Origin of the sequence: Dongia deserti (assembly GCF_003574735.1) — a bacterium.
GTDB classification, from domain to species: domain Bacteria; phylum Pseudomonadota; class Alphaproteobacteria; order Dongiales; family Dongiaceae; genus Dongia_A; species Dongia_A deserti.
This window is the reverse complement of sequence record NZ_QORW01000021.1, coordinates 80187-104900: the sequence shown is the minus strand read 5'-3', so window position 1 is coordinate 104900 and position 24714 is coordinate 80187. Positions and strand designations below refer to the sequence as shown.

Here is a 24714-nt window from a genome sequence, read left to right as displayed (position 1 = left end):
ACCACGGCTACAAGATGATCGGCGTCGGCAAGCTGGTGGCGGACGATCTCTGCGGCAACGAGAGCGACCTGCTCAGCCCGTTCCGCTTCTCCCGCTTCGCCGAAGGCAAGCTGCATCCGACCTCGCACTCGCCGTTCCCGTGGAGTTGAGGGATGCTTGCGCCCGCTCCACTGTCACCCCGGACAGCCACGCGGAGCGCAGCGATCGCGTGGCGTGATCCGGGGCCTATGGAGCATTGCCGTGGCGTCGATGGATCGCATGGGTCCCGGCTCTACGCCGCTGCGCGGCTTGGCCGGGATGACGGTTTTTGGGGAGATCGACTGAAGACGCATTGAACTGCTGGCAGGGAGCACGTCTTGCGCGCCGCGCGTGGGGCGACGTGAATGCAGATAGGGAGAGGAGGACCGCGATGACCGATTTGGAAGCCCATGTCAATCAGCCTGGCCGCGCCGAGCTGGTGAAGAAGGTTCGAGAGAAGATCAACGAGCTGGGCATCACCTATATCTATTACCAGTTCGTCTCGGTGACTGGCCGCATCGTCGGCAAGGGCATCCCCGCCGATCACTGGGAAGCGACCGCGGAGCGCGGCTTCCAGCTGGTCTATGGTTCCACTGCCAACCTGTTCGTCGACCGCCACAGAAATTATATCGGCTACGGCCCGGAGGCCTCCGAACTGGTCGGCATTCCCGATCCCGAGACCTTCGTGCAGCTGCCGTGGGACAAGAGGGTCGCGCGCGTGTTCTGCACCTGCTTCCGCAATCGCGAGGAGAGGGTAAATCCCGGCGGCCATCTGACATCGGACTGCCGCGGCAACCTGCGCATCCTGCATGACGAGTTCCGCAAGAAGCATGGCGGCCTGCATCTGCGCCACGGCTGCGAGCCGGAGATGATGTGGCTGAAGAAGGGCGAGGATGGGCTGCCGCACGGCGGCTACACCAAGCCCAACTGCTATCACATCGACCAGTTCGAGATGTTGCGGCCGGTGTTCCTCAAGGTCATCGAGTATGGCCGCGCCATGGGCCTCGACATGATCCAGGGCGATCACGAGGACGCGCCGGGCCAACTCGAGCTCAACTTCATGTTCGATGACGCGCTGCGCACCGCGGACCGCCTCACCACCTATCGCCAGATCTGCGCGCAGGTGGCGCGCGAGTTCAACATCATCGCCTGCTTCATGCCGAAGCCTTTTATGGGCGTGTCGGCGAGCGGCTGCCACCACAACCTCTCGCTCTGGAAAGGTGGCGAGGACAAAGTGAACGTGCTGGGCAATGGCGAGTCGCTGCCCGGCATGCCGGAGGTCTTCAGCTATCGCAAGGGCGGCGAGAACACCTTCCTGCCGCTGCCGGGCGATGCCAAGCCGGGCCCAGTCGGTCTCAATTGCATCGGCGGCGTGGTCAAGAACGTGCGCGCGCTGACCGCGATCGGCTCCTCCACCGTCAACTCCTATCGCCGGCTGTGGGACACCGGCTTCTGGGCGCCGGTCTATGCCGACTGGGGCTACCAGAACCGCACCTGCGCGCTGCGCATCTCGGCGCCCGGCCGGTTCGAATACCGCTCGGTGGATTCGGCGGTCAATCCGTACTTGATGGCCGCGGCCCTGCTGCAAGCGTTCGATGACGGCATCGCCAACAACATAGACCCGGGCGAGCCGGAGGAGCGCAACATCTACGCGGCGATGGCTGCCGGCAAGAAGGTGCAGAAGCTGCCGATGTCGCTGGGCGAGGCGCTCGACGCGCTCGAACAGAACGAAGTGGTGAAACGCGCGATGCCCGACGAGATGTATCGCGTCTTCATGCACTACAAGCGCGACGAATGGGAGAAGTTCAACGCCACCGTCACGCGCTGGGACCTCGAGCAGTATTGGGACTACCTGCCGTGATGCGGGCGCTGGCGATCATCGCGAGCCCAAACAAACACCCCCTCTCCCCTCGCGGGAGAGGGATGCGAAGGCTTAGCGAACGTAGTGAGCTTAGCCGAAGCTGGGTGAGGGGGCGCGCTGTAGGCGCACAGCGCGCAAGCGCTGCACATAGCGCTGCAAGGGCGCTCTTGCGAGCGCGCGCACCTGTCGGTGCGCCACCCCTCATCCAACTCCGGCTAGGCTCGGCTACGCCTCGCCAAGCCTCCGTATCCTTCTCCCGCAAGGGGAGAAGGGGACTCTCCTTCGGGAGAGGGGGACTATTCAATAAGGAGAAAACGCCATGTGCGGAATTGCTGGGTTGATTCACCGGCGCAAGACCGGGGACGTCGGCACCGAGATGACCAGCATGCTGAAGTCGCTGAAGCATCGCGGCCCGGATTCCACCGGCTTCGCGCTCTACGGCCAGCCGAAGGGCAACGAGCTGGTGCTACGCTTCAAGGTCGCCGAGCAGGACGAGATGTTGAAGGGCTTCGACATCCGCCGCGAGGTGAAGGAGCGGCGCGCCGAGGTCGACAAGCGGCTGCAGGAACTCGGCGCCAAGATCGTCAAGGAGGAAGAAGCGACGGAATATGCCTTCCGTTATCGCATCGCCTTCGATGGCGACCGGCGCAAGCTGGCCGACTATATCGAGGACGTGGAAGGCGCCGAGATCCTCTCACTCGGCCTCGGGCTCGAGCTGATCAAGGATCTGGGCGATGCGGAGCGCGTGTCGAACCAGTATCACCTGAGCGGCTTCATCGGCACCCATGGGATCGGCCACACCCGCATGGCGACGGAGTCCGACGTGGACATCCGTTCGGCGCATCCCTATTGGGCGTATCCGTTCGCCGACGTTTCGGTGGTGCATAACGGGCAGCTCACCAACTACTGGAAGGGGCGCCGCGCGCTGGAGCATCGCGGGCACCGCTTCATGTCGAACTGCGACTCCGAGCTGATCGCGGTCTATCTCGCCGACAAGATGCAGCAGGGCGCCAAGCTCGACGAGGCGATGAAGGATTCGATTCACGAACTCGATGGCGTCTTCACCTACATCGTCGCGACGGCGGACTCCCTCGGCATGGCCAAGGACGTGATGGCGGCCAAGCCGATGGTGCTCTACGAGAGCGACGATTTCATCGCGCTCGCTTCGGAGGAGGTGGCGATCCGCAGCGTGTTCCCGCACGAGATCGATACCTGGGATCCGTACGAAGGCGAAGTGCGGGTGTGGAAAGCGGAGGGGCGGGCTTAAGCAGTCCGCGCGATTTTCAGGCATACCCAAGTTCCGGGAGACAGACGACCCATGGCTCAGCGTTCAATGCAGATGGGCATGCACACCGAAAAGCTGTCGGGCAAGACCCAGCAGCGTTTCTTCTCGCCGACGGAGGAGGAGAACTTCCTCTATCCCGACGGCTATGACGTCGATTTCAACAAGCGCGCCGAGTTCGATGCCGGGCCGCTCTCTCCGCAGGAGATCAACCTCAAGCTCCGCGAGCTGATGGGCCAGGGCAACGGCACCATCGTGATGCACAATCCCGGCGCCAAGCACAGCGTCGCGGTCGGCCTGCTGCAGCGGCTCAACCTGCACATCAAGGGCAGCCTGGGCTATTTCGGCTGTGGCCTCATCGATGGACCGAACATCAGCATCTCCGGTCGCGTCGGCTGGTCCTGTGCCGAGAACATGCTGAGCGGGCGTGTGGTGATCGAGAAGAACGCGGGCTCGACCTTCGGCGCGGCGATCCGCGGTGGCGACCTGGTCTGCAAGGGCGATGTCGGCGCGCGCGTCGGCATCGACCAGAAAGGCGGCACCATCCTGATCGGCGGGCGGGCCGGCGCCTTCTGCGGCTTCATGATGCAGCGCGGGCGCATGATCATCCTGGGTGATGCCGGCAAGAACCTCGGCGATTCCATGTATGACGGCACGATCTATGTCGGCGGCAAGATCGCCGGCCTCGGCGTCGACGCGGTCGAAGGCGAGATGACCGACCTCGAGGTGCAGTGGCTGGAGCGCAAGCTGAAGATGTACGGGCTCGAGGCGCCGAACGGGGTCAAGAACCTCACCAAGATTGTCGCCGGCAAGCAGCTGTGGAACTACGACAATCTCGAGCCGACCGAGAAGAAGATCGTTCTGTAAGAGTTCATAGGAGGAACCGCACCATGTCGCAGGAAAAAGTCGCGCCGCAGGTTCAGCCTGTGAAGAAGGCGCAGCGCGATACCAGCCGACTCGGCCAAAGCCGGATTTTCACGCCGGAGGTTATCGACGACATCCATATCAAATCGGAGCTGGGCCGCTATCGCATGCGCGGCTTCTCGCTCTTCAAGAAGATCCCGCATTGGGATGACCTGACCTTCCTGCCCGGCACGCTGACGCGCTTCGTGATCGAAGGCTATCGCGAGAAGTGCCTGACCAAGACCATCATCGGCCCGAAGGCCAAGCGGCCGCTGGAGCTCGACATCCCGGTCTATATCACCGGCATGAGCTTCGGCGCCTTGTCGTTCGAGGCGAAGATCGCGCTGGCACGCGGTGCCACGATGGCGGGGACGGCGACCTGCTCCGGCGAAGGCGGCATGATCCCCGATGAGCGACGCTATTCCTCGAAGTGGTTCTATCAGTGCATCCAGTCGCGCTACGGCTTCAACCCGCACCACCTGCAGCTGGCGGATGCGTGCGAGTTCTTCATCGGCCAGGGCTGCAAGGTGGGCCTGGGCGGACATTTGATGGGCCAGAAGGTGACGGACCAGGTGGCGGAGATGCGCTCGCTGCCGGCCGGCATCGACCAGCGCTCGCCGGCGCGCCATCCGGACTGGCTAGGGCCCGACGATCTCGCGCTCAAGATCCAGGAGATCCGCGAGGCGACCGACCATCAGATTCCGATCCAGCTCAAATTGGGCGCCGCGCGCGTCTATGACGACGTGCGCATGGCGATCAAGTGCGGACCCGACTCGATCTATATCGACGGCATGGAGGGGAGCACGGGTGCCGGCCCGCACCTCGCGACCGAGGATACCGGTGTGCCCGGCATCGCGGCGATCCGCCAGGCGCGCAAGGCGCTGGACGATCTCGGCAAGTCGGGCGAGATCTCGCTGGTCTATGCCGGCGGCATCCGCAACGGCTCCGATGTCGCGAAGGCGCTGGCGCTGGGCGCCGACGCGATCGCGATCGGCCACTCGGCGCTGATGGCCTTGAACTGCAACAAGGACGTACCCGAAGCCGATTACGAGAAGGAGATGGGCGTCGAGGCGGGCTATTGCTATCACTGCCACACCGGCCGTTGCCCGGTCGGCGTCGCGACGCAAGATCCGGTGCTGCGCAAGCGGCTCGATCCCGATGCGGCGGCGGAGCGCGTCTACAACTTCCTGCACACGCTGACCATCGAAGCGCAGATGATGGCGCGCGCCTGCGGCAAGACCGACGTGCACTCGCTGGAGCCGGAGGACCTCGCGGCGCTCACCATGGAAGCCTCGGCGATGGCGATGGTGCCGCTGGCCGGCACGCAGCACACCGTCGGCCGGCCCGACATGACGCGCTACTAGAGGGAGGACGAACGCATGTCCACCAAGACGCAAGACGTCGACAAGTTCATCAAGGATGCCGCCGGCCTCGACACCAAGCGCGAGCAGGAGATCGGCCAGCACATCGGCTACCGCTACGATGTGAACCTAGTGCCGGACTATTCGCGTATCACGCCGTTCCTCGAGCAGTATATCGAGATGATGGGCTGGGACGACCTCAACTGGCTGGAGGACGTCCACATGGGCTACGAGGAAGGCCGCCCCGCGATCTTCGACCGTAACTGCAACGGCTGGGTCACCATCCCGCCGGAGTTGAAGCTGCCCGAGGACCAGCAAGGCCGCGACATGCTCGCGCGCGAACTGCTGATCAAGTTCCAGATGTCGAAGAAGCACCCGCTGTGGGATTTGAAGCGGGCGTATAAGAAGTTCTGAAAGCGCAACTTTCGACATTCTCCAACGCGCTTCCATGAATGTCATCCCGGACAGCCGCGCCAGCGGCTGTCCGTTCGTTGGCTGATCTCATTCGGGCGAATCTGCTGCGTTTCAACGTTATTACCGCATTTTCCTTTTCTACGAAAAAGCGTAATCTACCATCTCGCACGATCGTCCGGCGTCACTCCCCTAGAGGAACGTCATCTAATACGTCGTCGAGCTAATCATGGCGTTAGATCCAACAAGACTGAAAGCAGTCGGCGAACTCCCGCCTGTGCCACATTTTGACGAGAAGCGCGTCCCAGCGAACGAAGAAGAAGCCGCGCGACAGCTGAACTATGCGTTTGGGACTTAGGGGGACATGTTAGGCTATTTCAGTACGCCGTTGACCTATTTGCCTTCTGCGGACTCGAACTCAAAGCGGTCGTGAAAAGAGGAGACCGAAGCAACTTCGATAGGTACTTGCGGTGGCAGTTATTGCTGCGCAGGACGGAGTTATGACTGCCTATCATTTCAGCTGCCTTCTGGCCCGAATCGGTCCGGCAGCGCGTCGATGCAATTCAGTGTCAGACAGAATAAGGCTCGATCGACTTAAGCAAGCTCGAAAGCTATTTAGGGGCAGATTTCCGAACGCTGAAGACCAACGCCACGCCATTAGCCATGCCGGCGAGCAGGTGCTCCCTTTCGTGTTTGCAAACGAACTGCAGCCGGGCCCCATACGAACCTTGCGCGGCGCGATAGTTCAAAATGCATTCCAGACCACACATGAGGATGGCCGGGTTTTCCGATGTGTAATGGACCAGGAATCAGTAGAACGTCTCAATGCCGTCAAAGAGGAAGCATATGCAGGATTGTGGGAGGCGGCTGAGGTCGTAGCTGCCCTCCCACCGCGAGACAGCTAGACTTCCGTGCGCCAGGTGCTGGCGTGGGGCCAGTCGGGCTTGAAGCTCAACACGCGGATTTGTGGGGGCATGTTCGGGTTGAACATGTGGTTGTGCCAGTAGGTGGCCTGGAAGAAGTCGTGTGACTCCGGCAGCTCCGCGACCATGCAGGGAATGCGGTAGCATTCGGTGAACTGCTCGAATTCCAGCACGCAGCGGCCGAGATGCAGCAGGGTCGCGGGCAGGTCCGAAGCGGGGCCGAACAAGGCGGTCAGCTCGTCGCTGAAGTTCTTCGGATACTGGTAGTAGGCGGCGGAGAGGAGCTCCAGCGCCTTGTCGTAGCGCTCGATCGGGTCGTGCGTCTTCTGGCACTGGAAGCGCAGCATCTGCGTGGTGTTGACGGGGTCCTGCTCGATGATCAGCACGATGATGCCGGACGAGAGTTCGTCGCCCGTGGGCGAGAGCACCTTCGGGCGCATGCCTTGCAGCGGGCGGCCGCCCATTTGCCGCGCCGAGAGCTGGCGCAGGCGGCATTGCCAGCCCAGGAAGTCGTCGCGCAGCTGCTGGGCGGCGACGTCGGTCAGGACGATGTTGTTGTCCGGATGAGCCATCACACGAGGGCGTCAACCGAGCGGTACTTGCCCTGATGGAACAGGAGCGGCTTGATGGCGGGGTCGTGGCGCATGCGGATGACGCGGCCGACGAAAATCACGTGATCGCCGCCGTCGTAGGTATGCTCGGTGCGGCATTCGAAATTGGCGGCGCAGCCCGGCAGGATGGGGCAGCCGGAATCCCAGATCTCGAACTGGATCTCCGCCCACTTGTCGGCGGAGGCCTTGGCAAAGCGGGTGGAGAGCTGGGCCTGCCCAAGGCTCAGCACGTTGACCGCGAAATGGTCGGTGGAAAGGAACGCGCGGATGGAATAGGCGCCACGGCTGAGGCTGAACAGGATCAACGGCGGGTCCATCGACACCGAGTTGAAGGAGTTCGCCGTGATGCCGATGGTTTGGCCGCGTGGGTCCAGCGTCGTGATGACGGTGACGCCGGTCGGGAAGCAGCCCAGCGCGTTGCGGAACTCGCGCGGGTCGATTCCCGCATTCTGAAGCCCTGTATCCTGCTGCATCGAAGCCTTTTCGTCCCAACCAATTCGAACCAATTACCGACCGACCTCCAGTTTGGTCGTTGATCGGATTGACCGCATCTTTTAGCATTTCTTCGGCCGTCACAGTAGTGCGGACGCACCGCTGGAAAAGCCTTTCCTGATGGGGAAACAGCCATGCTGATCGATCGCCGCATTCCCAATCTGCCCAGCGAGGTCGAACGCTATCGCGTGCCGGGCGGCGGCGCCTCCATCATGGCGATCGCGCCCGGCGACGGGATCACCATCATCGACGTCGAAGGGCGGCAGCCATGCGAAGTGCTGGCGGCCGACGCGGCGGGCCGCCTGGATCCGGGCTTGATCGGCGGCGGGATCTGCGGCGTCGCCGATGGCCTGTGCGCGATCCTGGCGAGGGAGTCGGAGAGCGCGCGCACCGTGCTGAGCGGCCTCAGCCGGCGGAACATCGCGCTCGGCGAGGCAAAGGCGGTGCGCTTGTTCGGCGGCGACAGCGCGGCGGGCGCGCAGGCGGAATTCACCGCGCAAGGCGCGGGTGTGCTGATCGTCGCGGCGCCGGGCGACGCGGTGCCGCCGGAGAAGCAGGATACCGCGACGGAGATCGAGGTGCGCATCGCACGCGCGGCGCCTCGCTCGGAGGAGTTCGCGCTGCTGCCAGAGCCGCTGGCCGACGCGAAGCTGGACTTCGAAGTGCCGCGTGCCTCCGCGCGCGCCTATGAGGTCAAGGAAGGCGACTACATCCAGATCATCGACCTCTTCGGCCAGCAATGCTCCGACTTCCATTGCTTCAATGCGCGCGCCTTGCAGACGGGCATTGAGCGCGACCTCGACAATACGGTGACGCGCACGCTGCTGGGGCGCGGCTATCCGGGGCCGGGGCTGTTCGCCAAGGTGTTCGACCAGGATTTCCAGCCGCTGGTGGAAGTGGTGCAGGACACCTGCGGGCGGCACGACAATTTCGCGCTCGCCTGCACGGCGAAATACTACGAGGACATGGGTTATCCCGGACACGCGAACTGCTCGGACAATTTCAGCAACGCGCTGGCGCCGTACGGTGTGAAAAAGCGGCGCGGCTGGGCGGCGCTCAATCTCTTCTACAACACGGCGATCGACCACAACAACGTGCTCTATCTCGACGAGCCGTGGTCGCGGCCGGGCGACTTCGTGCTGTTCCGCGCGCTGACCGACCTGGTGTGCGTGTCATCGGCCTGTCCGGACGACATCGACGCCGCCAACGGCTGGAACCCGACGCCCGTGCACATCCGCACCTATCCGGCCAAGGAGCGCTTCTCGCGCGCGGTGGCCTTCCGCAAGACTCCAGATGCCGAGCCCCAGATGACCAAGGAAACCGCGTTCCATCCACGCACGTCGCAGCTCACGCGCAACTTCGCGGAGTATCGCGGCTATTGGCTGCCCAGCCGCTTCAACAACGAGGGACCGATCGGCGAATACTGGGCGGCCAGAGAGCGCGCGGTGATGATCGACCTCTCGCCCTTGCGCAAGTTCGAGGTGACCGGGCCGGATGCAGAGACCTTGCTGCAGCGGGCGGTGACCCGCGATGTGCGCAAGCTGTCGGAAGGGCAGGTGGTCTATTCCGCGATGTGCCACGAGACCGGCGGCATGCTCGACGATTGCACGATCTTCCGGCTGGGCAAGGACAATTTCCGCTTCATCGGCGGCGACGAGGCGAGTGGCCTCGCACTGCGCGAGTTGGGGCAGAAGCTGAGCCTGCGCGCGTGGGTGCGGTCCTCGACGGATCAGCTGCACAATCTCTCAGTGCAGGGGCCGAAGAGCCGCGAGATTCTGAGACACGTCGTGTGGACGCCGCCGGCGCAGACGTCGATCGAGGAGCTGCAATGGTTCCGCTTCACCATCGGGCGCATCGCCGATTTCAACGGCGCGCCGGTCGTGGTCTCGCGTACCGGCTACACCGGCGAGCTCGGCTACGAGGTGTTCTGCCATCCCAAGGATGCCGTGACCGTGTTCGATGCGATTGCGGAGGCAGGCAAGCCGCACGACATCGCGCCGTGCGGGCTGGAAGCGCTCGACATGCTACGCATCGAGGCGGGCCTCATCTTCTACGGCTACGAGTTCTGCGACCAGACCGACCCGTTCGAAGCCGGCATCGGTTTCACGGTCCCGCTCAAGACCAAGACCGAAGACTTCATCGGCCGCGAGGCGCTAGTGCGCCGCAAGGAGCATCCGCAGCGCGTGCTGGTCGGCCTCGACGTCGCGGACAACGAGGCTGCGGTGCATGGCGACGGCGTCTTCATCGGCCGCAACCAGGTCGGCGTCGTGACCAGCGGCACGCGCTCGCCGATCCTCAAAAAGACCATCGCCTTGGCGCGCCTCGACGTTGTGCATGCCGCGCTCGGCACGGATGTCGAAGTCGGCAAGCTCGACGGCAAGATGAAGCGCATCCCCGCTACGGTCGTGCGCTTCCCGCACTACGATCCTGAGAAGACACGGGTCAGGGCTTAGTCGAGGACGCTGCCGGAAGGTGCTGGCGAGGCCTGTCTTGTGACGGCCATGGCGTCGGGATGACGCAGCCTTCTTCCTATTTCAATCAAGGGCAGCGGATCGTCGTACGCCCAAGGGCGGGCGCTCTCTTCATCGCTCGACCGTATCGCCCTGCCGACGCCGATCAGCAGACGAACGAAGGCGTCCGGATGCTCCAGGAAAGAGATCATCGGAATGATCGGAGTCGCCGCGATTCGAGGCAGCCGGGCCTAGCGCTATTCAGCGGCAGTTCAGGCGGGGGACGCGAGACTGCCCGATCCGCAGCATCCTTTGCCCTCAAGTGGATGCGCGGGCCGGCGGCCTCTGCACGAACCCCAAATGCCGTGCATGCCGCCGGCAGCGATGCCCGCATCCTAGAGGCGGACACGCTCGATTTCGAGAATCGTTTCCGCAATGCGCATCCACTTGACCCAGCCGTCGATATCGGCACGTGACTCGCGCTCTTCCGCGCGCCTCTGTGCGCGGTCTGTTGCACGATCACCGAACAGCGCGACCGTCAGCCGGGCGGACTTCCAGATCTCAACCTCGCTGATGATCTTCACATGGCCCTCTTTCAGGTGGCTCCTCGTGCCGCAGCAGGAAGCGCACGTGCTCCTTCGTCAGCAAGAGCGTTTGCTCCAGTGAGCGGACCGTGCGCGTTGCCTGGGTGGCATCGCGGTTGGCGGCGACAAGCCGTTCCACCTGAGCCCAATGCTGGGCGATCAGCCGTTCGAGTTCACTCATCTGCCGCTGCGCGGCGGCAACCACCATCTGGTTCATGCTGTGACCCCAAGACACACAGAATGCGCTTGGGCAATTGAACTCCATGTGCGGTGAACCCGCCCTGAACCACGGGCCCGAGGGGCGCCGAAATTCAGCGTTAAGTCCGGGTTAAGGGCGGAATGATCTCTTAACCTGGGATTAGAGCAGGATCCCTTCCCGGCACCCGATGCCCCAAAGCAAAAGGGCCGAGCAACCGCTCGGCCCTTTGGACAGGATCGTCGAAAACTACTCCGCTGCCTTGGCGGCGTCGGACATCAGCTGTTGGGCGAGCGTCTTCTTCTGCTCGGGTGTCATCTTCTTCACTTCATTCTGAATGGCGCGCTCGTTGATCGCCTGGTTCCAGTAGTCGAGCGATTCGATGCCCAGCAGCGCGTATTTGCCGACGAACTGGCGCAGCACCTCGTTGGTGGGGCCCATGACCCAGCCGGCCTTGCCGTCGCGCAGGTAGCGCTCGATGCCGAGGCCGGGCTTGTAGCCGGTGCCGCCGCAGGCATGCAGCATCTTATCGGTGACGTGGGCCACGTTCTTGGCGGCGGCGAACTTCACCTGCCACATCCAGGAGAGATATTGCGCGCGCGGCAGCACGCTCAGATCCTTGTGGATCGACCAGTCGCAGTCGTTGGTCGCCGCATCCATCGCCTGGGCCATGGAGAAGTCCATCAGGCGGCAGGCATTGGTGTCGATGATCGCCTCGCCCACATAGTCCTGGATGGTCGGGTAGTCACACACGCGCAGGCCGACGTCGACGTGCTTCTTCTTGGTGGTGTGCGACTTGGCGATATCGATCATCGCCATGGAGATGCCGTTCCAGCAGGCCGAGGAGCACAGCAGGAAGAACGGATCCACGCACTCGTCGTTGGAATTGGCACCGTCATTGATCGGGCCGACCAGGCGTTCCTCGGGGATCGTCTTGTTGTTGACGACGAGCGGGCCGGACTGGTTGCCGCGCAGGCCGAGGCCGTCCCAGTTGGCGGGATCGGCTTCCACCTCGTTGCCCATGATGAGGAAGCAGGAGAGATTGGCGTAGTTGCCGCCGAAATCGGGCGAGGTGGTTTGGACGATGTACCAATCGGCGAAACCGCCGGAGGTGGTCCAGGACGCCTTCTTGGTCACCTGCCAGCCGCCGGCCACCTTCTTGGCGCTGGAGGAGACCGGATACCAGAAGTGGCTGCCGGTCTCAGGATCGGAGTACGACAAGGTGCCGACCAGGCAGTCCTTGTCGAGGCGGCTCAGGATGTCCTTGAGCGCCGGATTGTCGTGATGGCGGAAGAGGGCGGCTGCGACCGCGCCCAGATGCATGGTGTAGCACATGGCGGTCGAGGGGCAGCCGTAGCGCGCGATGGTCTCCACGGCCATTGCTGCGGCCACGTGGTTCTGGCCCAGGCCGCCCAGTTCCTTGGGCGCGATCAGGCCGAGGAAGCCATGCTTGGCGAGCGCCTGGAAGTTCTTGCGCGGGTAGAGCAGCTTGCGGTCGCTCTCCACCGCATTTTCGCGCATCACGGTCTGGCAGAGCTCGATCAGCGTCTTCTGCAGCTGCTTCTGCTCGTCGGTCAAAAGCCATTGCGGATCGAACTCGTAGCCGAGGCCCCAGAACGGTTCCTTGCCCCACATCTTGATGTCGCTCATCCCTCCGCTCTCCCTTGCTTTGGCGTTGACATCGGAATCGCTGCCGGCGCGCTCCCTGACCGGCCGGACGCCACAGAAGGTCCATCCTAGCCATTTCCCGGCGGCCGGACCACGGTGGCGACCGGTAACGGCAAGCCGCTAGACCGCTTCTGTGCCATTTCAGAGCCAATTAAACCAATTCTGGTCCAGAGAGTCAAAACAACTTCGCGATGAACGGGGTATCTCTAAGAACCCCACCGCGGCCTGGCCTGGACGCTGGCTTCGCAATACGTCGCGACTGCAGGCTTCTTTGAATGTCAGCCGCTCGGATCGGAAGCAGTTCCAACATGCCCCAGGGTATCTCTGGCTGGTACGAGCGGCTCAGCTTAGGTCGCAGTTCAGCCCGACTACCGTAATGATGAGGCTTAGCCGGCGGTCTTGCCAATGGATGTGCGGGTGCACGTTACCTTCAAATATTCGCCACCGGTCAACTTGTACTGTCCCATTTCGGCAAAATAGGCTTGACCGTACAGCCCGCACTGCACCTCGTTTGCGGCTTCTGGGCCGAGGATAATTTTGATGGCGGTATCGGTCTGACAATCTGCAGGCGGGATGCTGATCGAGCAGACAAGCATCATGATCTGAAACATGGATCCCTGACCCCATGAATGTGGCATTTCCGGAGGTCCTTCGTCGCTCGGACCAAGTTCGATTGAAGCAGACGTGCGTGAGGTGACCGTAAGAAGGCGGCGCGCATGAATTGCCGAGAGCGTCAGATGCGCGTAAAATTCGCATCGCCTCTTGCTTGCCGGCACGGACGCGGCTCATGAAGGCTCAGGGACAGCTAACGATCCGGCTTCTTGGCCCTATCGACGTGCGGGCCGCGGACGGGCGCGACGTGACGCCGCCCGGAAAGAAGCTGCGCACCTTGCTGGCGTGCCTTGCGCTCTCGAGTGGAAAGGCATGGGCGCGGGAGAAGCTGTCAGGGCTGCTGTGGGGCGACAGGGGCGAGGAGCAGGCGAGGGCCAGCCTCCGTCAGGCATTGGCTGATTTACGTAAGCTGCTTGGGGATGGGAACCCGCTCCGGGCAGACCGCGAAACCGTCGGGATGGACAAAACGGCGGTCACGATCGATGTCGTAGAGTTCCAGCGACTGGCTTCGGCCGGCGCGCTCGAAGAGGCAGCGGCGCTCTATCGTGGTGATCTGCTGGACGGACAGAGCCTGTCGGATCCGGAATTTGCCGGCTTGATTGCCATTGAGCGGACGCGACTTCGGGATCTCGCGATCGACGTCCTGACGAAGCTTACCGAATGCCAGGATGGCGAGCGCGCGGTCGCAGCCGCCCAGCGGATGATCGAGATCGATCCGCTACGCGAGGAAAGCCATCGGGTCCTGATGCGCCTCTATACCGCCGCCGGCCAGCGTGATCGAGCACTCCGCCAGTACCAGGTCTGCCGCGAAGCGCTTCGGCGCGAACTCGATGTCGATCCGGAGCCAGAAACGGACCTGCTATTGAAGGAGATTCAGCGAACTGCGAACGGCACGGATAAGCATTTGCCGCGGTCGATTGGTGGCGCAGCGATCGCTTCTGCGGGCATGTCGGCTCCCGATCGGGCGCGAGGGCGCAAGCGGGTCCTCAAGCCCTGGCATCTCGCACTGGTGGGCCTAGCCGTCCTGCTTATTGGCGCGGCGACATTGCAATTCTATTTGCGGTCATCGACTGATGATGGATTCCCATCGTTGGCCGTCATGCCATTCGGAAATCTCGGCGCCGATCCGGCGTTAAAGGTTCTTGCCGATGGCATCACCGATCAGGCCATAACGATGGCCTCACGTTTTCCAGATTTTCATGTGGTGTCCCGCAAGGTAAGCGGTGAGTTCGAGGATCCGGCGGAGGCCGCGCGGGAAATCGGCGCCAACTATGTCCTGCTCGGCAGCGTGCAAAGAAAGGGCAGCGGCTTGCGCGTCAATGCCCAGCTGGTCGATGCGGACACGGGGCGGCATATCTGGGCGGATGGATACGAAGGAACCGATCCTGCGGCGCTGCAGGATCAGTCGGTCCGAAAGATCATCGTCTCCCTGACCGGCGAGAAGGGAGCGATCAAGCAGGCTGAATATGAGCGGCTGAAGGGCAAGCCGGCGGCCCGGCTGACCGAGTACGATTATTATTTGAAAGGCCACGAGCTCTTTGCCCGATGGGCAAGCATCGAGGAGCACGATCGTGCCGGTGCGATCTGGCGGGAAGGCCTCGAAAAATTCCCGGATTCAAGCCTGCTGAAGGTCCAACTTGGCTGGTATCACTTCATGCGACCATGGCAGTATGAGGCCGGCAAGCCTGCCTTCGAGCGGCGCATGGCGGGCGAGTATGCGCGCGCAGCCCTTGCCTCGGAAAACGCGCCTCCCGTGGTTCAGTGGCTGGGGCATTGGCTGATGGCATACATCCACTGGCACGAGGGAAACTTCGTGCACGCCATCCGGGATGCGGAAATCGCGGTCGCGCTCAATCCTCATGACGCAAATATGAGGTCGTTCCTCGCGCGCGTACAGATCGCCGCAGGCAATCCAGAACGAGCCATCGAGTGGGTTCAAAGCACACTGGCGCTTGCCCCCGATCTATATCGCAACACTCGGATATTGGCGTGGGCGTATTATTTGACGGGCGAGTATGAGAAGTCGATCGCGCAGGCCGAACGGCATATCAAACTGAGCCGCGAATTTCCGGCCGAAGTATATCTCTATATCGCCGCGGACAACGTGCGGCTGGGTCGCATGGATGCGGCCCGCCTGGCGCTGGACACGCTTCGAGAGCAGAAGCCGAATTGGTCGCTTGCTACAGAAAGGGCCTGGTGGTTGGACTGGCCCTACAAAGACCATGCGGTTCTCGAGCGATGGCTGAAGGACCTAGCGAGCGCGGGGTTCCCTGAGTTTGGATTCTTGGCCAGCGCGTCAGGTTACGAGCGGTTGACGACTGCAGATCTAAAGGCGCTGACGTTCGGGCACAAGGTGCATGCTCGTGATCTGGATACCGGCAAATCTTATGTAGACACGATCGCGCGCGATGGAAGCGCTCAGACAGCGGGTGATTATGGTATGGATTCGGCCACGATCAGTTATCTTGAGGATGGACTTATCTGCTATCGCTGGAGGGATTGGGGCTCGGATTGCGGCAGCATTTTTCGAAAGCGCAGCGTCTCGGAGCGGACAGAGTACGAGTACCTCTACCTGACCTCCTGTTGCCGGTATCAGGTCACCATAGAGTGACGACGCCGATCATTCTGCAGGCGGCTTGGCTATCGCCTCTAGCGTTTCAAGCGGCGAGCGGCATCAGTCAACGATCGCTTCCGCTTCGATCTCGACCTCGTAGTCGCCGATCAGGTTGCCGGCCTCGATCAGCGTGTTGGCCGGCATGACTTGCCCGAACACGCGCCCGTGGGCGCGAGACACAGGCTCCCACTTCGCTCCATCCCGCAGATAGATGCGGGTGCGCACAACGTCGTTCATCGTGCCGCCCAGCGCGGCGATCGCAGCGGCGATCTTGTCCAGGATATAAGTCGTCTGCGCGCCGGCGTCGCCCGGCGCCACGCAGTGGTTGGCACCATGAGTCGCCGTCGTTCCGGAGACATGAATCACGTTCTTCACCCGTACCGCGCGGCTGTAGCCGGCGATCGGCTCCCATACGCTGCCGGATGAGACGCGTTGCCGGCCGGGCCGTTGCGGCACCGGGGTGCCGGCGAAGATCGATGGAATCGCGCTCAGATGATGGCTGAGATCGCCGGAGGCGGTGAGATAGGGCGGCTTGCGGTATTCGTCCCCGCAGTCGCCAGGAACGGGCTTGGTGCCGGCGAAGCTATCAGCGAGCAACGCCCTATCCTCGGCGTCCAGCGCGAAACTGAAGACCTTGAGATTATCAACCCGATGCTCACTTTCGCCCAGCCTTGCGCCGATGATGCAGGCGGCGACGGCTTCGTGATCGAGCACCCAGCGGGTGGCTACGTTGGCGATCGAGACCTTATGCTTGCGCGCCACGCGATCAGCGGCGGCGAGCACACATTGGAACGCTTGCCAACCACCCGCAGCATCGATGAAGCGTTTGTACTTGGAGCGGCTCCAATCCCGGATTTCGGTCGGCTCCGGCTTGCCGAGCCATTTCTCGGACAGGAAGCCGCCGCAGAGCGTGCCATAGGCGAGAAGCGTCACGTTCTTTAGCCGGCAGAGTTCAGATAGCGCACCGGCCGCGCGCCGGTCGATCAGCGAAAAGGAGACCTGGTTGCTGACGATGGGTATGCCGTCGGCGAGCGCCAGCGCCAGGTGCGCGGCATCGAAGTTGGTAACGCCGATCGAGGCGATCAATCCTTCCTTTCGCAGCGCGGCCATCTCGTGCAACGCGTCGAGCCAAGCCGGATGCTCGAACGTCCACCAATGGAACTGAAGCAAATCGACCTTGCTGACGCCAAGCCGCTCGAGCCTCTCAGTGATGCCTTTGCGCACGACCTCGGCAGTCATCGAATCCGGCTCGGGGCACCACTTGGTGAAGGCGACGGGGCGTTTGTTCGCTCCGGCGTAACGCTGCAGCAGGCGCCCGGTGATCAGTTCCGCACTGCCATAGTGATCCGCCATGTCGAAGGTATCGAAGCCCGCTTTGGCATAGTCTTCGAGCGCGTCGGCCGCGCGCACGGGATCGAGCGGCTGCCCGTTCTTTTCCATGTCCGCGACTTGCCAGAGGCCGCAGACTAGGCGGCTTATTTCGAGTCCGCCGCAAAGGAGGGTGCGCTCAGGGTTTGCGGGCATCGGTCGCAATCTCTTGGGCTGGAAATCTGCGGGCAGAAGGATCCAGGTAACGGGACACCACGCGCACTTCGCCGAGCAGGCCGCGTGGCCGCAGCAGCAGCACGGCGCACAGGGCGAGGCCGACCATGACGATCTGTAGCGCTGCGGCGCGCGCCTGCTGTTCCGGCGGGAACAGGACCGAGATCGCAGCGGCCGAGGCCGTCCACACGCCCCACACCAGCACCGCGCCCAGGATCGCGCCGCGGTTGTTGCCGGAACCGCCGACGATCAGCATCGCCCAAACCTGGAATGTGAGAATGGGTACGTAATTGTCCGGTGCGACGAAGCCAATGAAATGCGCATGCACGGCGCCCGCCAAACCCATGACGCCGCCGCCAATGGCAAATGCTTGCAAACGGAACCGCACGGCGTTTTTGCCGAGGGCGAACGCGGCGGTCTCGTCTTCGCGGATGGCGCGCAGCACGCGGCCCCAGGGGCTGCGCACCAGTCGCTCCAGCGACAGATAAACCGCCGCGACAACAGCGATCAGGACGCCGAGGTTGAGCAGGCTGAAAGCCAGGGGGCTGCCCGCCAGGCCGGCAAACGGCCGCGGGATGAAGCCAATCCCGAACGGACCGCCGGTCACCGGCTCGAGATTGAGCGCGCAGAGCTGCACGACCACCGCGACGCCAAAGGTGGCGATGGCGAGATAATCGGCGCGCAGCCGGATGGTCAGGGCGCCGATCAGGAAGGAGATGAGAGCGGCGGCCAGCGCGCCGCCCAGCCAACCGATCACGATCGGCATGCCATAGCCACCCAGGTGACTTTCGGTGGCGGGCGTCGTCAGGATGGCAGAGACGTAGGCGCCGATGGCAACGAAGCCGGCGACACCGACATTGAACAAGCCCGTCTGGCCCCATTGCACGTTGAGGCCGAGGCACATGATGGCGTAGGTCAGCGCGATGGTAAGGAAGAAGGCGCCATAGCTGACCAGCTCCACGCTCATGCCGCCCTCCCGAGCAGGCCTTGCGGACGCGTCAGTAGGACCGCAACCAGGATGACAAAGGCGACAGCGGCGCGCCATTCGGCGCCGATCACCTGGACGGCAATGGCCTCGCTGAGCCCGACGATGAGTCCGGCCAGCATGGCACCCGGCACGCTACCGATCCCGCCCAGGATCGCGGCGGCAAACAGGGGCAGCAACAGATCGTGCCCCATATGCGGACGGATCTGGACGACCAGCCCGGCCATGATGCCGGCAACACAGGCAAGGCCAGCCCCCAGCAGCCAGACGATGCGGATGATCCTGCGGACATCGATGCCGACGATCCCGGCCAGCTGCTGGTTCTCGCTGACCGCCCGCATCGATCGACCGGTCGCGCTGCGCGTCAGCAGCAGATGGATCGCGATCACCAGCACCGCCGCGAGGCCGAGGGTCAGGAGTTGGTCCGGCGTCGCGCGCATCTCGCCGCCCAGCGGCAGAGCGATCTGCAAGGCCTTGCTGTAATACGCTGGCTTGGTCGAGAAGAGGAATTCGAGCAGGCTGCGCAGCGTCAGCGCCGCGCCGAAGCTCGCCATCACCATAATGATGATCGTTCCGCCCTTGGCCCGCAACCGGCCGAACAGCAGCGCATCGGCGAGCAACGCGAGCGTGCCGGTGAGCGCGACGGCGAGAATGGCGGCGAGCGGGAGCGACCAGCCGAAGGAGAACGGGCCGACCGGTAGCATGAGGCTGGCGGAGAGATAGCCGAGCCCGTCGCTCAGCGCGAGCGCGATATAGGCGCCCCAGCTGAGCAGCTCTCCATGGGCGAAGTTGGCGAAGCGCAGGATGGAATAGGTCAGCGTTATGCCGATGGCGCCGAGCCCGATCATGGCACCCGCGATCAACCCGTCCATGATCGCCTGGGCGATCATGCGCCGACCGCCGGTGGAGCGCGATGCGCGCCGAGATAGAGCTCGGCCACGATCGGATCGCCGGCGAGGGTCGCGGCCGGTCCTTCGTGGCGACGCTTGCCATCGACCAGGATCACCCCGCGATGCGCGATGGCTAGCGCGGCCTTCACGTTCTGTTCGACCAGTATGATGGTCACGCCGGTCTCGTTGATGCTCTTGAGGGTACGGAATACGTCCGCCGCTACTTTCGGCGACAGTCCAGCCGACGGCTCGTCCAGGATGAGGACCGACGGCGCGACGATCAGTGCGCGTGCCACCGCCAGCATCTGTCGCTGTCCGCCCGACAGCTGTCCGGCTTTCAGCGACGGGCGCGCAGCAAGATCGGGGAAAAGTGCATAGAGCTCGGAAATGCGCCGGCTCCGTGTCTCCTTGGCCAGGATATTGGCCGCCACGAGCAGATTTTCGTGGACTGTCAGCGTGGTGAAGATGTTCTCCGTCTGCGGCACGAAAGCGAGGCCCTGATGGACCTTTTCGTGCGCCGGCGCGGACGTGATGTCGCGATCGCCAAGGCGGATCGCGCCGGAATGGATGGTCACCAGTCCCGCGATCGCCTTGACCAGTGTCGATTTCCCGGCGCCGTTGGGGCCCAGCACGACCACCAACTCTCCGATGCCGACCGAGAAATCGATCCCGCGCACGATCGGTAGATCGCGCTCATAGCCCGCGACCAGCGCGTCCGTCGAAAGCGCAGGGACACTCACGCCACATCTCCCAGATAGGCTTCGATGACTGCGGGATCGCGCGCGACCGCAGCCGGCGCGCCCTCGGCCAGATGCTTGCCGGCCGCCATCACCACCACGCGGCTGCACAGGCGCGCCACCACATCCATATTGTGCTCGATGAGGAGGATGGACTTGCCGCTGGCATTGAGATCCATCACCCGCGCGATAATGAATTCAAGCAAGGTAGGATTGACCCCCGCCGCTGGCTCATCCAGAAGCAAGATGTCCGGGTCTGCCATCAGGACGCGCGCGAGCTCGAGCAGCTTGCGCTGGCCGCCGGATAGCACCCGCGCCGGTTCGCCCTCCAGCGCCGAAAGCGTGACGAAGTCGAGCAGGGCGCGCGCCTTGTCGACCGCGGCCGTTTCTTGCGCCGCCACCCGGCCGGGGCGCAGGAAGTTCGACCAGATCTGTTCGCCGGCCTGGGCTTGGCCGCCGGTCAGCACATTCTCCAGCACCGTCATTTCCGAGAAGGGACGTGGAATCTGAAAGGTGCGCCCGAGGCCGCGCGCGATGCGGCGTTCCGGCCCTTCGTGCGATATATCCGCACCGCCGAGCCTGATTGCGCCCGCGGTCGGCTTCAGGCTGCCCGCGAGCAGATTGAACAAGGTGGTCTTGCCGGCGCCGTTCGGTCCGATCAGTCCCAGAATCTCGCCGCGACGAAGGGCGATCGACATGCCGCCGACGGCAGTGAGGCCGCCGAACCGCATGGTAACGTCGCGGGCCTCGACCACCGAAGCGTCAGTCTGAGTGGTCGCGGAGCGGTTGGCTGACTGCATCGAGACGAACTTTGATCAAAGATATCTGATAGAACTTTACAGCATTCGGAATTGCAAGTAAGAAAGTTCCGCAATTCAGCTGAGTCTAGGAAATTTAGTTTCCATGACTGACTCCGAAGACCGCATTCTGCAAGAGCAGGAAGAGGAGACGCCCAAGGTGGTCGGGATGGGCCGCCGGCGTTCCTTGTCGCCGATCCCGCGCGAGACGCTTCATGATCGGGTCTATGCGGAACTGCGGCGCTCTCTGATCCATGGCGTCTTCGCCACCGGCGAAACGCTGCGCATCCAGGAACTGGCGGAGAGACTGCAGACCAGCACCATGCCTGTGCGCGAAGCACTCGCGCGTCTGGTTTCCGAGCAGGCGCTGGAGGCGTTGCCGAACCGCTCGGTGCGCGTCCCGGTCATCACGCGCGAACGGCTGGAGGATCTGGCGCGGGCGCGCACACTGATCGAGGGACAGATCGTTGCCTTGGCTCTGCCGAATCTGAAGCCAACGGACTTCGCGCACCTGCGCCAGCTGGCCGGGCAATGCGAAGCGGCCTTCCGCTCGCAGGAGAGCGACCGTGCGCGCATCACCTCCGAGTTCAACCACGCCTTCCACTATTACATCTACCGGGCCGCGCGCTCGGCGGTGCTGATCCCGATCATCGAAAGTCTCTGGCTGCAGTCCGGGCCCTATGTACAGGCGGCCGCGGCCTTGCATGAGGAGCAGCGCGACCTGCCCGGTGCGCACCACCATTGGGCGCTCATCGAGGCCATGGAACGCGGCGATGAACAGGGCGCGATAAGCGCGCTCAGGGACGACATCTCGCGTTCCTTCAACCTCGTGCGCCAGCGCCTCGATGCGGAGGAGGCTGAGAGAATGGCGGCGAACGATGACTGACAAGCAGGACGATTCTTTTGAGCTCTATGATCTGCGCGTCGAGGTGACGGCACCGGTAGGCGGGGCGATCTATTGCGGCGCCAAGCCCGGCGATTACTTCGAACTGCGCGGCGAGATGCTGCATCTGCCGCCGGGTCAGGGCTTCTCGATCTATTCGCTGGCTGCACTGTTGCCGCTGCTGCCCGCCAAGCAACGCCCGACCCATGCGAACGACTGGATGACCAGCGATGCCGAGGTGGCGTGTCCCGATCCCAATTGCTCGACACGTTTCCGCATCCAGCGCCTCGGCCTGCGCAGGTTCAATCACGCAGCGACGACGGCTGTTCCACGGCCGAAGGCGTGAAGGCCGTGCAGCGCTTCAAGCTCTCGCCCGGCTATGAAATCTCGCGCGTGGTCCGCGGCGGGTGGCAGCTTTCGGGCAGCCATAGCCCGGTCATCAGCGACGATCCCGTCGGCGACATGATCGCCTTTGCCGAAGCGGGCATCACCACCTTCGACTGCGCCGACATCTACACCGGCGTGGAGGAACTGATCGGCCGGTTCCGCGCGCGCTACCGTGATCTGCGCGGCCAAGTGGCGTTGAACCGGATCAAGATTCACACCAAATTCGTGCCTGACCTCGACGTCCTGCCGCACATCAGCAAGTCCTATGTCGAGAAGGTCATCGACACCTCGCTGCGCCGGCTGGAGATGGAGCGGCTCGATCTCGTGCAGTTCCATTGGTGGAACTACGATGTGCCGCGCTGGCTCGAGACGGCGCATTGGCTCGAGGGGCTGCGGCGCGCCGGCAAGATCGACAAGATCGGCGGGACCAACTTCGACACGCGGCGCATGACGGAGATGATTGATAGCGGAGTTCCCGTCGCCTCCATGCAGGTGCAGTATTCGCTGCTGGATCGTCGGCCGGCGAAGAGCATGGTGCAGGTGGCGCTCGAACGGGGCGTCGCCTTGTTCTGCTACGGCACGGTCGCCGGCGGCTTCCTGAGCGAGAAATGGCTGGGAGCGCCCGAGCCGACCGGAGTGATGGAAAACCGCTCGCTCACCAAATACCGGCTGATCATCGAGGAGTTCGGGGGCTGGGACCTTTTCCAGGCTTTGCTCCGAGTTCTGCGAGACATTGCGCGGCGTCATCAGAGCGATATCGCCACGGTGGCGGCCGCGGCTGTGCTGGAATGGCCCAGCGTTGCTGCAGTCATCGTCGGCGCGCGCAATCGCGCGCACCTGGCTTCCAACCTTGCGATCTCGGATCTGACCCTCAGGGCCGAGGATCGCTCAGGTATCGATGAGGTGCTCGCCGAAGCCAGAGAGCTCGACGGCGATGTCTTCGGGCTCGAGCGCGACACGACGGGGCGCCACGGCAGCATCATGAAATACAATCTCAACAAGGGAGCGGCGTGACAAAGCTCGCACGGTAGTAATCAAGGGCCATCGAGAAGCGGCCAGGACAGGGAGGGACTGGAACATGAAAAAGACGCTACTGCTGAGTACGTTGCTCGCAGCGTTGGCTGCGCCTCTGGCGCCGGCGCTCGCGGCGGATTGCGATATCACCATAGGCGTGGTGATGGAACTGACCGGACCGGCCGGCGAGTACGGCCAAGCCGGCGCCAAATCTGTGGAGATGGCGTTCCGCGACTTCAACGAAGCGGGCGGCGTCAATGGCTGCAAGCTGGTAACGGATACCCGCGACAGCCAGAGCCAGGGCAATGTTGCGGTCGATCAGGCGACTCAGCTGGTCAACATCAAGAAGGTGCCGGTCATCATCGGCGGCATCATCTCCTCAATCTCCATCCCGATCCTGACGTCGGTTACCGCGCCTGCCGGCGTGGTGCAGGTGTCGCCGGCATCTTCCTCGCCGACGCTGACGGCGCTGGGGCGGGAGGGCAAGACGAATGGCATCTTCTTCCGGACCATTACGTCCGATGCGCTGCAGGGAACGGCGGCAGCGAAGTACGCGCTGGATCAGGGACTGAAGAAGCTCGCCATCATTCACGTCAACAATGATTTCGGCGTGAACATGGTCCGCGAGTTCCGGGCTGCTTACGAGAAGCTGGGCGGAACGGTCACCTCGGTCACCCCCTATAACGAAAAACAGTCGAGCTACGCCTCCGAAGCCAGCGCGGCCATGAAGGGCGATCCCGAGGCGCTTTATCTGGTCAGCTATCCGGTGGATGGCGCCACCATCGCACGCGCGTGGATCTCCGGCGGCGGCCCGCAGAAGTTCCTGCTGAACGACGGCATGAACTCGACCGACTTCATTAACAGCGTTGGCGCGCAATATCTTAATGAGGCGTTCGGCACTTCCTCCGGTACCAATCCGACGGCATCCACCGAGTACTTCAACGCCAACTACGAAGCCTTCTCCGGCGGCATCAAGCCCGATGCACCGGCGGCCGATCGCTCGTACGATGCCGGGGCGATCGTCGCGCTCGCAGTGGCCAAAGCCGGCAAGCGCGATGCCGCTGCCATCAAGGCCGCGATCCCCGAAGTGGTTGCGCCCGACGGCACGCCGGTCCATGCGGGCAAGGATGAATTTGCAAGGGCTCTGGCGTTGCTCAAGGAAGGCAAGAAGATCCGGTACGAAGGCGTGATCGGCCCGATCGCGTTCGATCAGTACGGCGATATTACGGGCCCGTTCCGGCTCTGGCGGATCAAGGACGGCGAGGTGACGACTGTCGGTGAGATGAGCGCCGAAGAAGTTGGCAAGATAAAAGCCGGTCTCAAGTAGCATTGTCGGTTAGCTAGCGTCCGGGTAGCCCTGCGTCCATGCTTGGGGCAGGGCTACTGAACCTCGGTCGCATGCAAGATGGGCTCTCTCCGATCGTGGCGACCGCCCATCGGCTCGCCGCCGGCAAAACTCATACGTGAGGCGCTGCTTCACGTGTGAACCCGTC

Annotated in this window: 23 protein-coding genes; 11 read left to right on the top strand and 12 right to left on the bottom strand. The window is 63.3% G+C overall.

From position 1 onward, the window contains the following. The first annotated feature begins 409 nt into the window (after window positions 1–409). From DTX69_RS25335 to DTX69_RS25315, 5 genes are all read left to right on the top strand, one after another. Complete coding sequence (locus DTX69_RS25335; protein WP_119304374.1) at window positions 410–1879, top strand: glutamine synthetase family protein; 1470 nt, start codon at window positions 410–412, stop codon at window positions 1877–1879. Between the two features lie 319 nt (window positions 1880–2198). After that, the gene (locus DTX69_RS25330) at window positions 2199–3146 is read left to right on the top strand and encodes a class II glutamine amidotransferase domain-containing protein (protein WP_119304373.1); all 948 of its coding nucleotides are present in this window, start codon (window positions 2199–2201) and stop codon (window positions 3144–3146) included. A gap of 51 nt (window positions 3147–3197) precedes the next feature. After that, complete coding sequence (locus tag DTX69_RS25325) at window positions 3198–4028, top strand: GltB/FmdC/FwdC-like GXGXG domain-containing protein (protein WP_119304372.1); 831 nt, start codon at window positions 3198–3200, stop codon at window positions 4026–4028. A gap of 23 nt (window positions 4029–4051) precedes the next feature. Then, complete coding sequence (locus DTX69_RS25320; RefSeq protein WP_284736064.1) at window positions 4052–5428, top strand: FMN-binding glutamate synthase family protein; 1377 nt, start codon at window positions 4052–4054, stop codon at window positions 5426–5428. A gap of 15 nt (window positions 5429–5443) precedes the next feature. Next, window positions 5444–5839: a hypothetical protein gene (locus tag DTX69_RS25315; RefSeq protein ID WP_119304371.1), complete on the top strand. Its 396-nt coding sequence runs from the start codon at window positions 5444–5446 to the stop codon at window positions 5837–5839. Between the two features lie 898 nt (window positions 5840–6737). Here the strand turns inward: DTX69_RS25315 and DTX69_RS25310 are convergent. Continuing rightward, complete coding sequence (locus DTX69_RS25310; RefSeq protein ID WP_119304370.1) at window positions 6738–7331, bottom strand: hypothetical protein; 594 nt, start codon at window positions 7329–7331, stop codon at window positions 6738–6740. Next, window positions 7331–7843 (bottom strand): flavin reductase family protein, encoded by a 513-nt coding sequence (locus DTX69_RS25305; RefSeq protein WP_119304369.1) that lies wholly within the window; start codon window positions 7841–7843, stop codon window positions 7331–7333. Before DTX69_RS25305 ends, DTX69_RS25310 begins: the two co-directional genes overlap by 1 nt. 153 nt (window positions 7844–7996) lie before the next feature. Here DTX69_RS25305 and DTX69_RS25300 point away from each other — a divergent pair, with 153 nt between their 5' ends. Then, window positions 7997–10315, top strand: a complete 2319-nt coding sequence (locus DTX69_RS25300; protein ID WP_119304368.1) for a DUF1989 domain-containing protein — start codon at window positions 7997–7999, stop codon at window positions 10313–10315. Here DTX69_RS25300 and DTX69_RS25295 read toward each other — a convergent pair. The 5 genes from DTX69_RS25295 to DTX69_RS25275 all read right to left on the bottom strand — a co-directional run bounded on the left by DTX69_RS25295 (window position 10312) and on the right by DTX69_RS25275 (window position 13371). Beyond that, a complete protein-coding gene (locus DTX69_RS25295) occupies window positions 10312–10524 on the bottom strand; it encodes a hypothetical protein (protein WP_119304367.1) in 213 nt (70 codons plus the stop codon). The genes DTX69_RS25300 and DTX69_RS25295 overlap by 4 nt on opposite strands. 183 nt (window positions 10525–10707) lie before the next feature. Continuing rightward, on the bottom strand, window positions 10708–10896 hold the full coding sequence (locus DTX69_RS25290) for a hypothetical protein (protein ID WP_119304366.1): 189 nt from the start codon (window positions 10894–10896) through the stop codon (window positions 10708–10710). After that, a complete protein-coding gene (locus DTX69_RS25285; RefSeq protein ID WP_119304365.1) occupies window positions 10874–11113 on the bottom strand; it encodes a hypothetical protein in 240 nt (79 codons plus the stop codon). Before DTX69_RS25285 ends, DTX69_RS25290 begins: the two co-directional genes overlap by 23 nt. A 228-nt stretch (window positions 11114–11341) precedes the next feature. Beyond that, window positions 11342–12742, bottom strand: a complete 1401-nt coding sequence (locus tag DTX69_RS25280) for an acyl-CoA dehydrogenase family protein (protein ID WP_119304364.1) — start codon at window positions 12740–12742, stop codon at window positions 11342–11344. Between the two features lie 404 nt (window positions 12743–13146). Beyond that, entirely contained in the window at window positions 13147–13371 is a 225-nt protein-coding gene (locus tag DTX69_RS25275) for a hypothetical protein (protein WP_119304363.1), read from the bottom strand. A 176-nt stretch (window positions 13372–13547) separates the two neighbouring features. On the opposite strand from DTX69_RS25275, the gene DTX69_RS25270 reads away from it, so the two are divergent. Then, a complete protein-coding gene (locus tag DTX69_RS25270) occupies window positions 13548–15983 on the top strand; it encodes a BTAD domain-containing putative transcriptional regulator (RefSeq protein WP_162917550.1) in 2436 nt (811 codons plus the stop codon). Window positions 15984–16046: 63 nt separating this feature from the next. Here DTX69_RS25270 and DTX69_RS25265 read toward each other — a convergent pair whose 3' ends face one another. The 5 genes from DTX69_RS25265 to DTX69_RS25245 are packed head-to-tail and all read right to left on the bottom strand — an operon-like array spanning window position 16047 to window position 20940. Continuing rightward, window positions 16047–17510, bottom strand: coding sequence for an aldo/keto reductase (locus DTX69_RS25265; RefSeq protein ID WP_119304361.1), 1464 nt, complete (start codon window positions 17508–17510; stop codon window positions 16047–16049). Then, the gene (locus tag DTX69_RS25260) at window positions 17494–18495 is read right to left on the bottom strand and encodes a branched-chain amino acid ABC transporter permease (RefSeq protein WP_119304360.1); all 1002 of its coding nucleotides are present in this window, start codon (window positions 18493–18495) and stop codon (window positions 17494–17496) included. Before DTX69_RS25260 ends, DTX69_RS25265 begins: the two co-directional genes overlap by 17 nt. Further along, window positions 18492–19403, bottom strand: coding sequence for a branched-chain amino acid ABC transporter permease (locus DTX69_RS25255; protein WP_119304359.1), 912 nt, complete (start codon window positions 19401–19403; stop codon window positions 18492–18494). Before DTX69_RS25255 ends, DTX69_RS25260 begins: the two co-directional genes overlap by 4 nt. Further along, window positions 19400–20143, bottom strand: coding sequence for an ABC transporter ATP-binding protein (locus DTX69_RS25250; protein WP_119304358.1), 744 nt, complete (start codon window positions 20141–20143; stop codon window positions 19400–19402). The genes DTX69_RS25255 and DTX69_RS25250 overlap by 4 nt, the downstream gene beginning before the upstream one ends. Then, on the bottom strand, window positions 20140–20940 hold the full coding sequence (locus tag DTX69_RS25245; RefSeq protein WP_119304357.1) for an ABC transporter ATP-binding protein: 801 nt from the start codon (window positions 20938–20940) through the stop codon (window positions 20140–20142). Before DTX69_RS25245 ends, DTX69_RS25250 begins: the two co-directional genes overlap by 4 nt. Window positions 20941–21043: 103 nt before the next feature. Between DTX69_RS25245 and DTX69_RS25240 the strand changes: the two genes are divergently transcribed. The 4 genes from DTX69_RS25240 to DTX69_RS25225 all read left to right on the top strand — a co-directional run bounded on the left by DTX69_RS25240 (window position 21044) and on the right by DTX69_RS25225 (window position 24548). Beyond that, window positions 21044–21823: a GntR family transcriptional regulator gene (locus DTX69_RS25240; RefSeq protein ID WP_284736063.1), complete on the top strand. Its 780-nt coding sequence runs from the start codon at window positions 21044–21046 to the stop codon at window positions 21821–21823. Then, window positions 21816–22166, top strand: a complete 351-nt coding sequence (locus tag DTX69_RS25235; RefSeq protein WP_119304356.1) for a TIGR04076 family protein — start codon at window positions 21816–21818, stop codon at window positions 22164–22166. The genes DTX69_RS25240 and DTX69_RS25235 overlap by 8 nt, the downstream gene beginning before the upstream one ends. Window positions 22167–22171: 5 nt before the next feature. Beyond that, window positions 22172–23221, top strand: a complete 1050-nt coding sequence (locus DTX69_RS25230) for an aldo/keto reductase (protein ID WP_119304381.1) — start codon at window positions 22172–22174, stop codon at window positions 23219–23221. Window positions 23222–23285: 64 nt separating this feature from the next. Next, window positions 23286–24548, top strand: a complete 1263-nt coding sequence (locus DTX69_RS25225) for an ABC transporter substrate-binding protein (RefSeq protein WP_119304355.1) — start codon at window positions 23286–23288, stop codon at window positions 24546–24548. The last annotated feature ends 166 nt before the right edge of the window (window positions 24549–24714 follow it).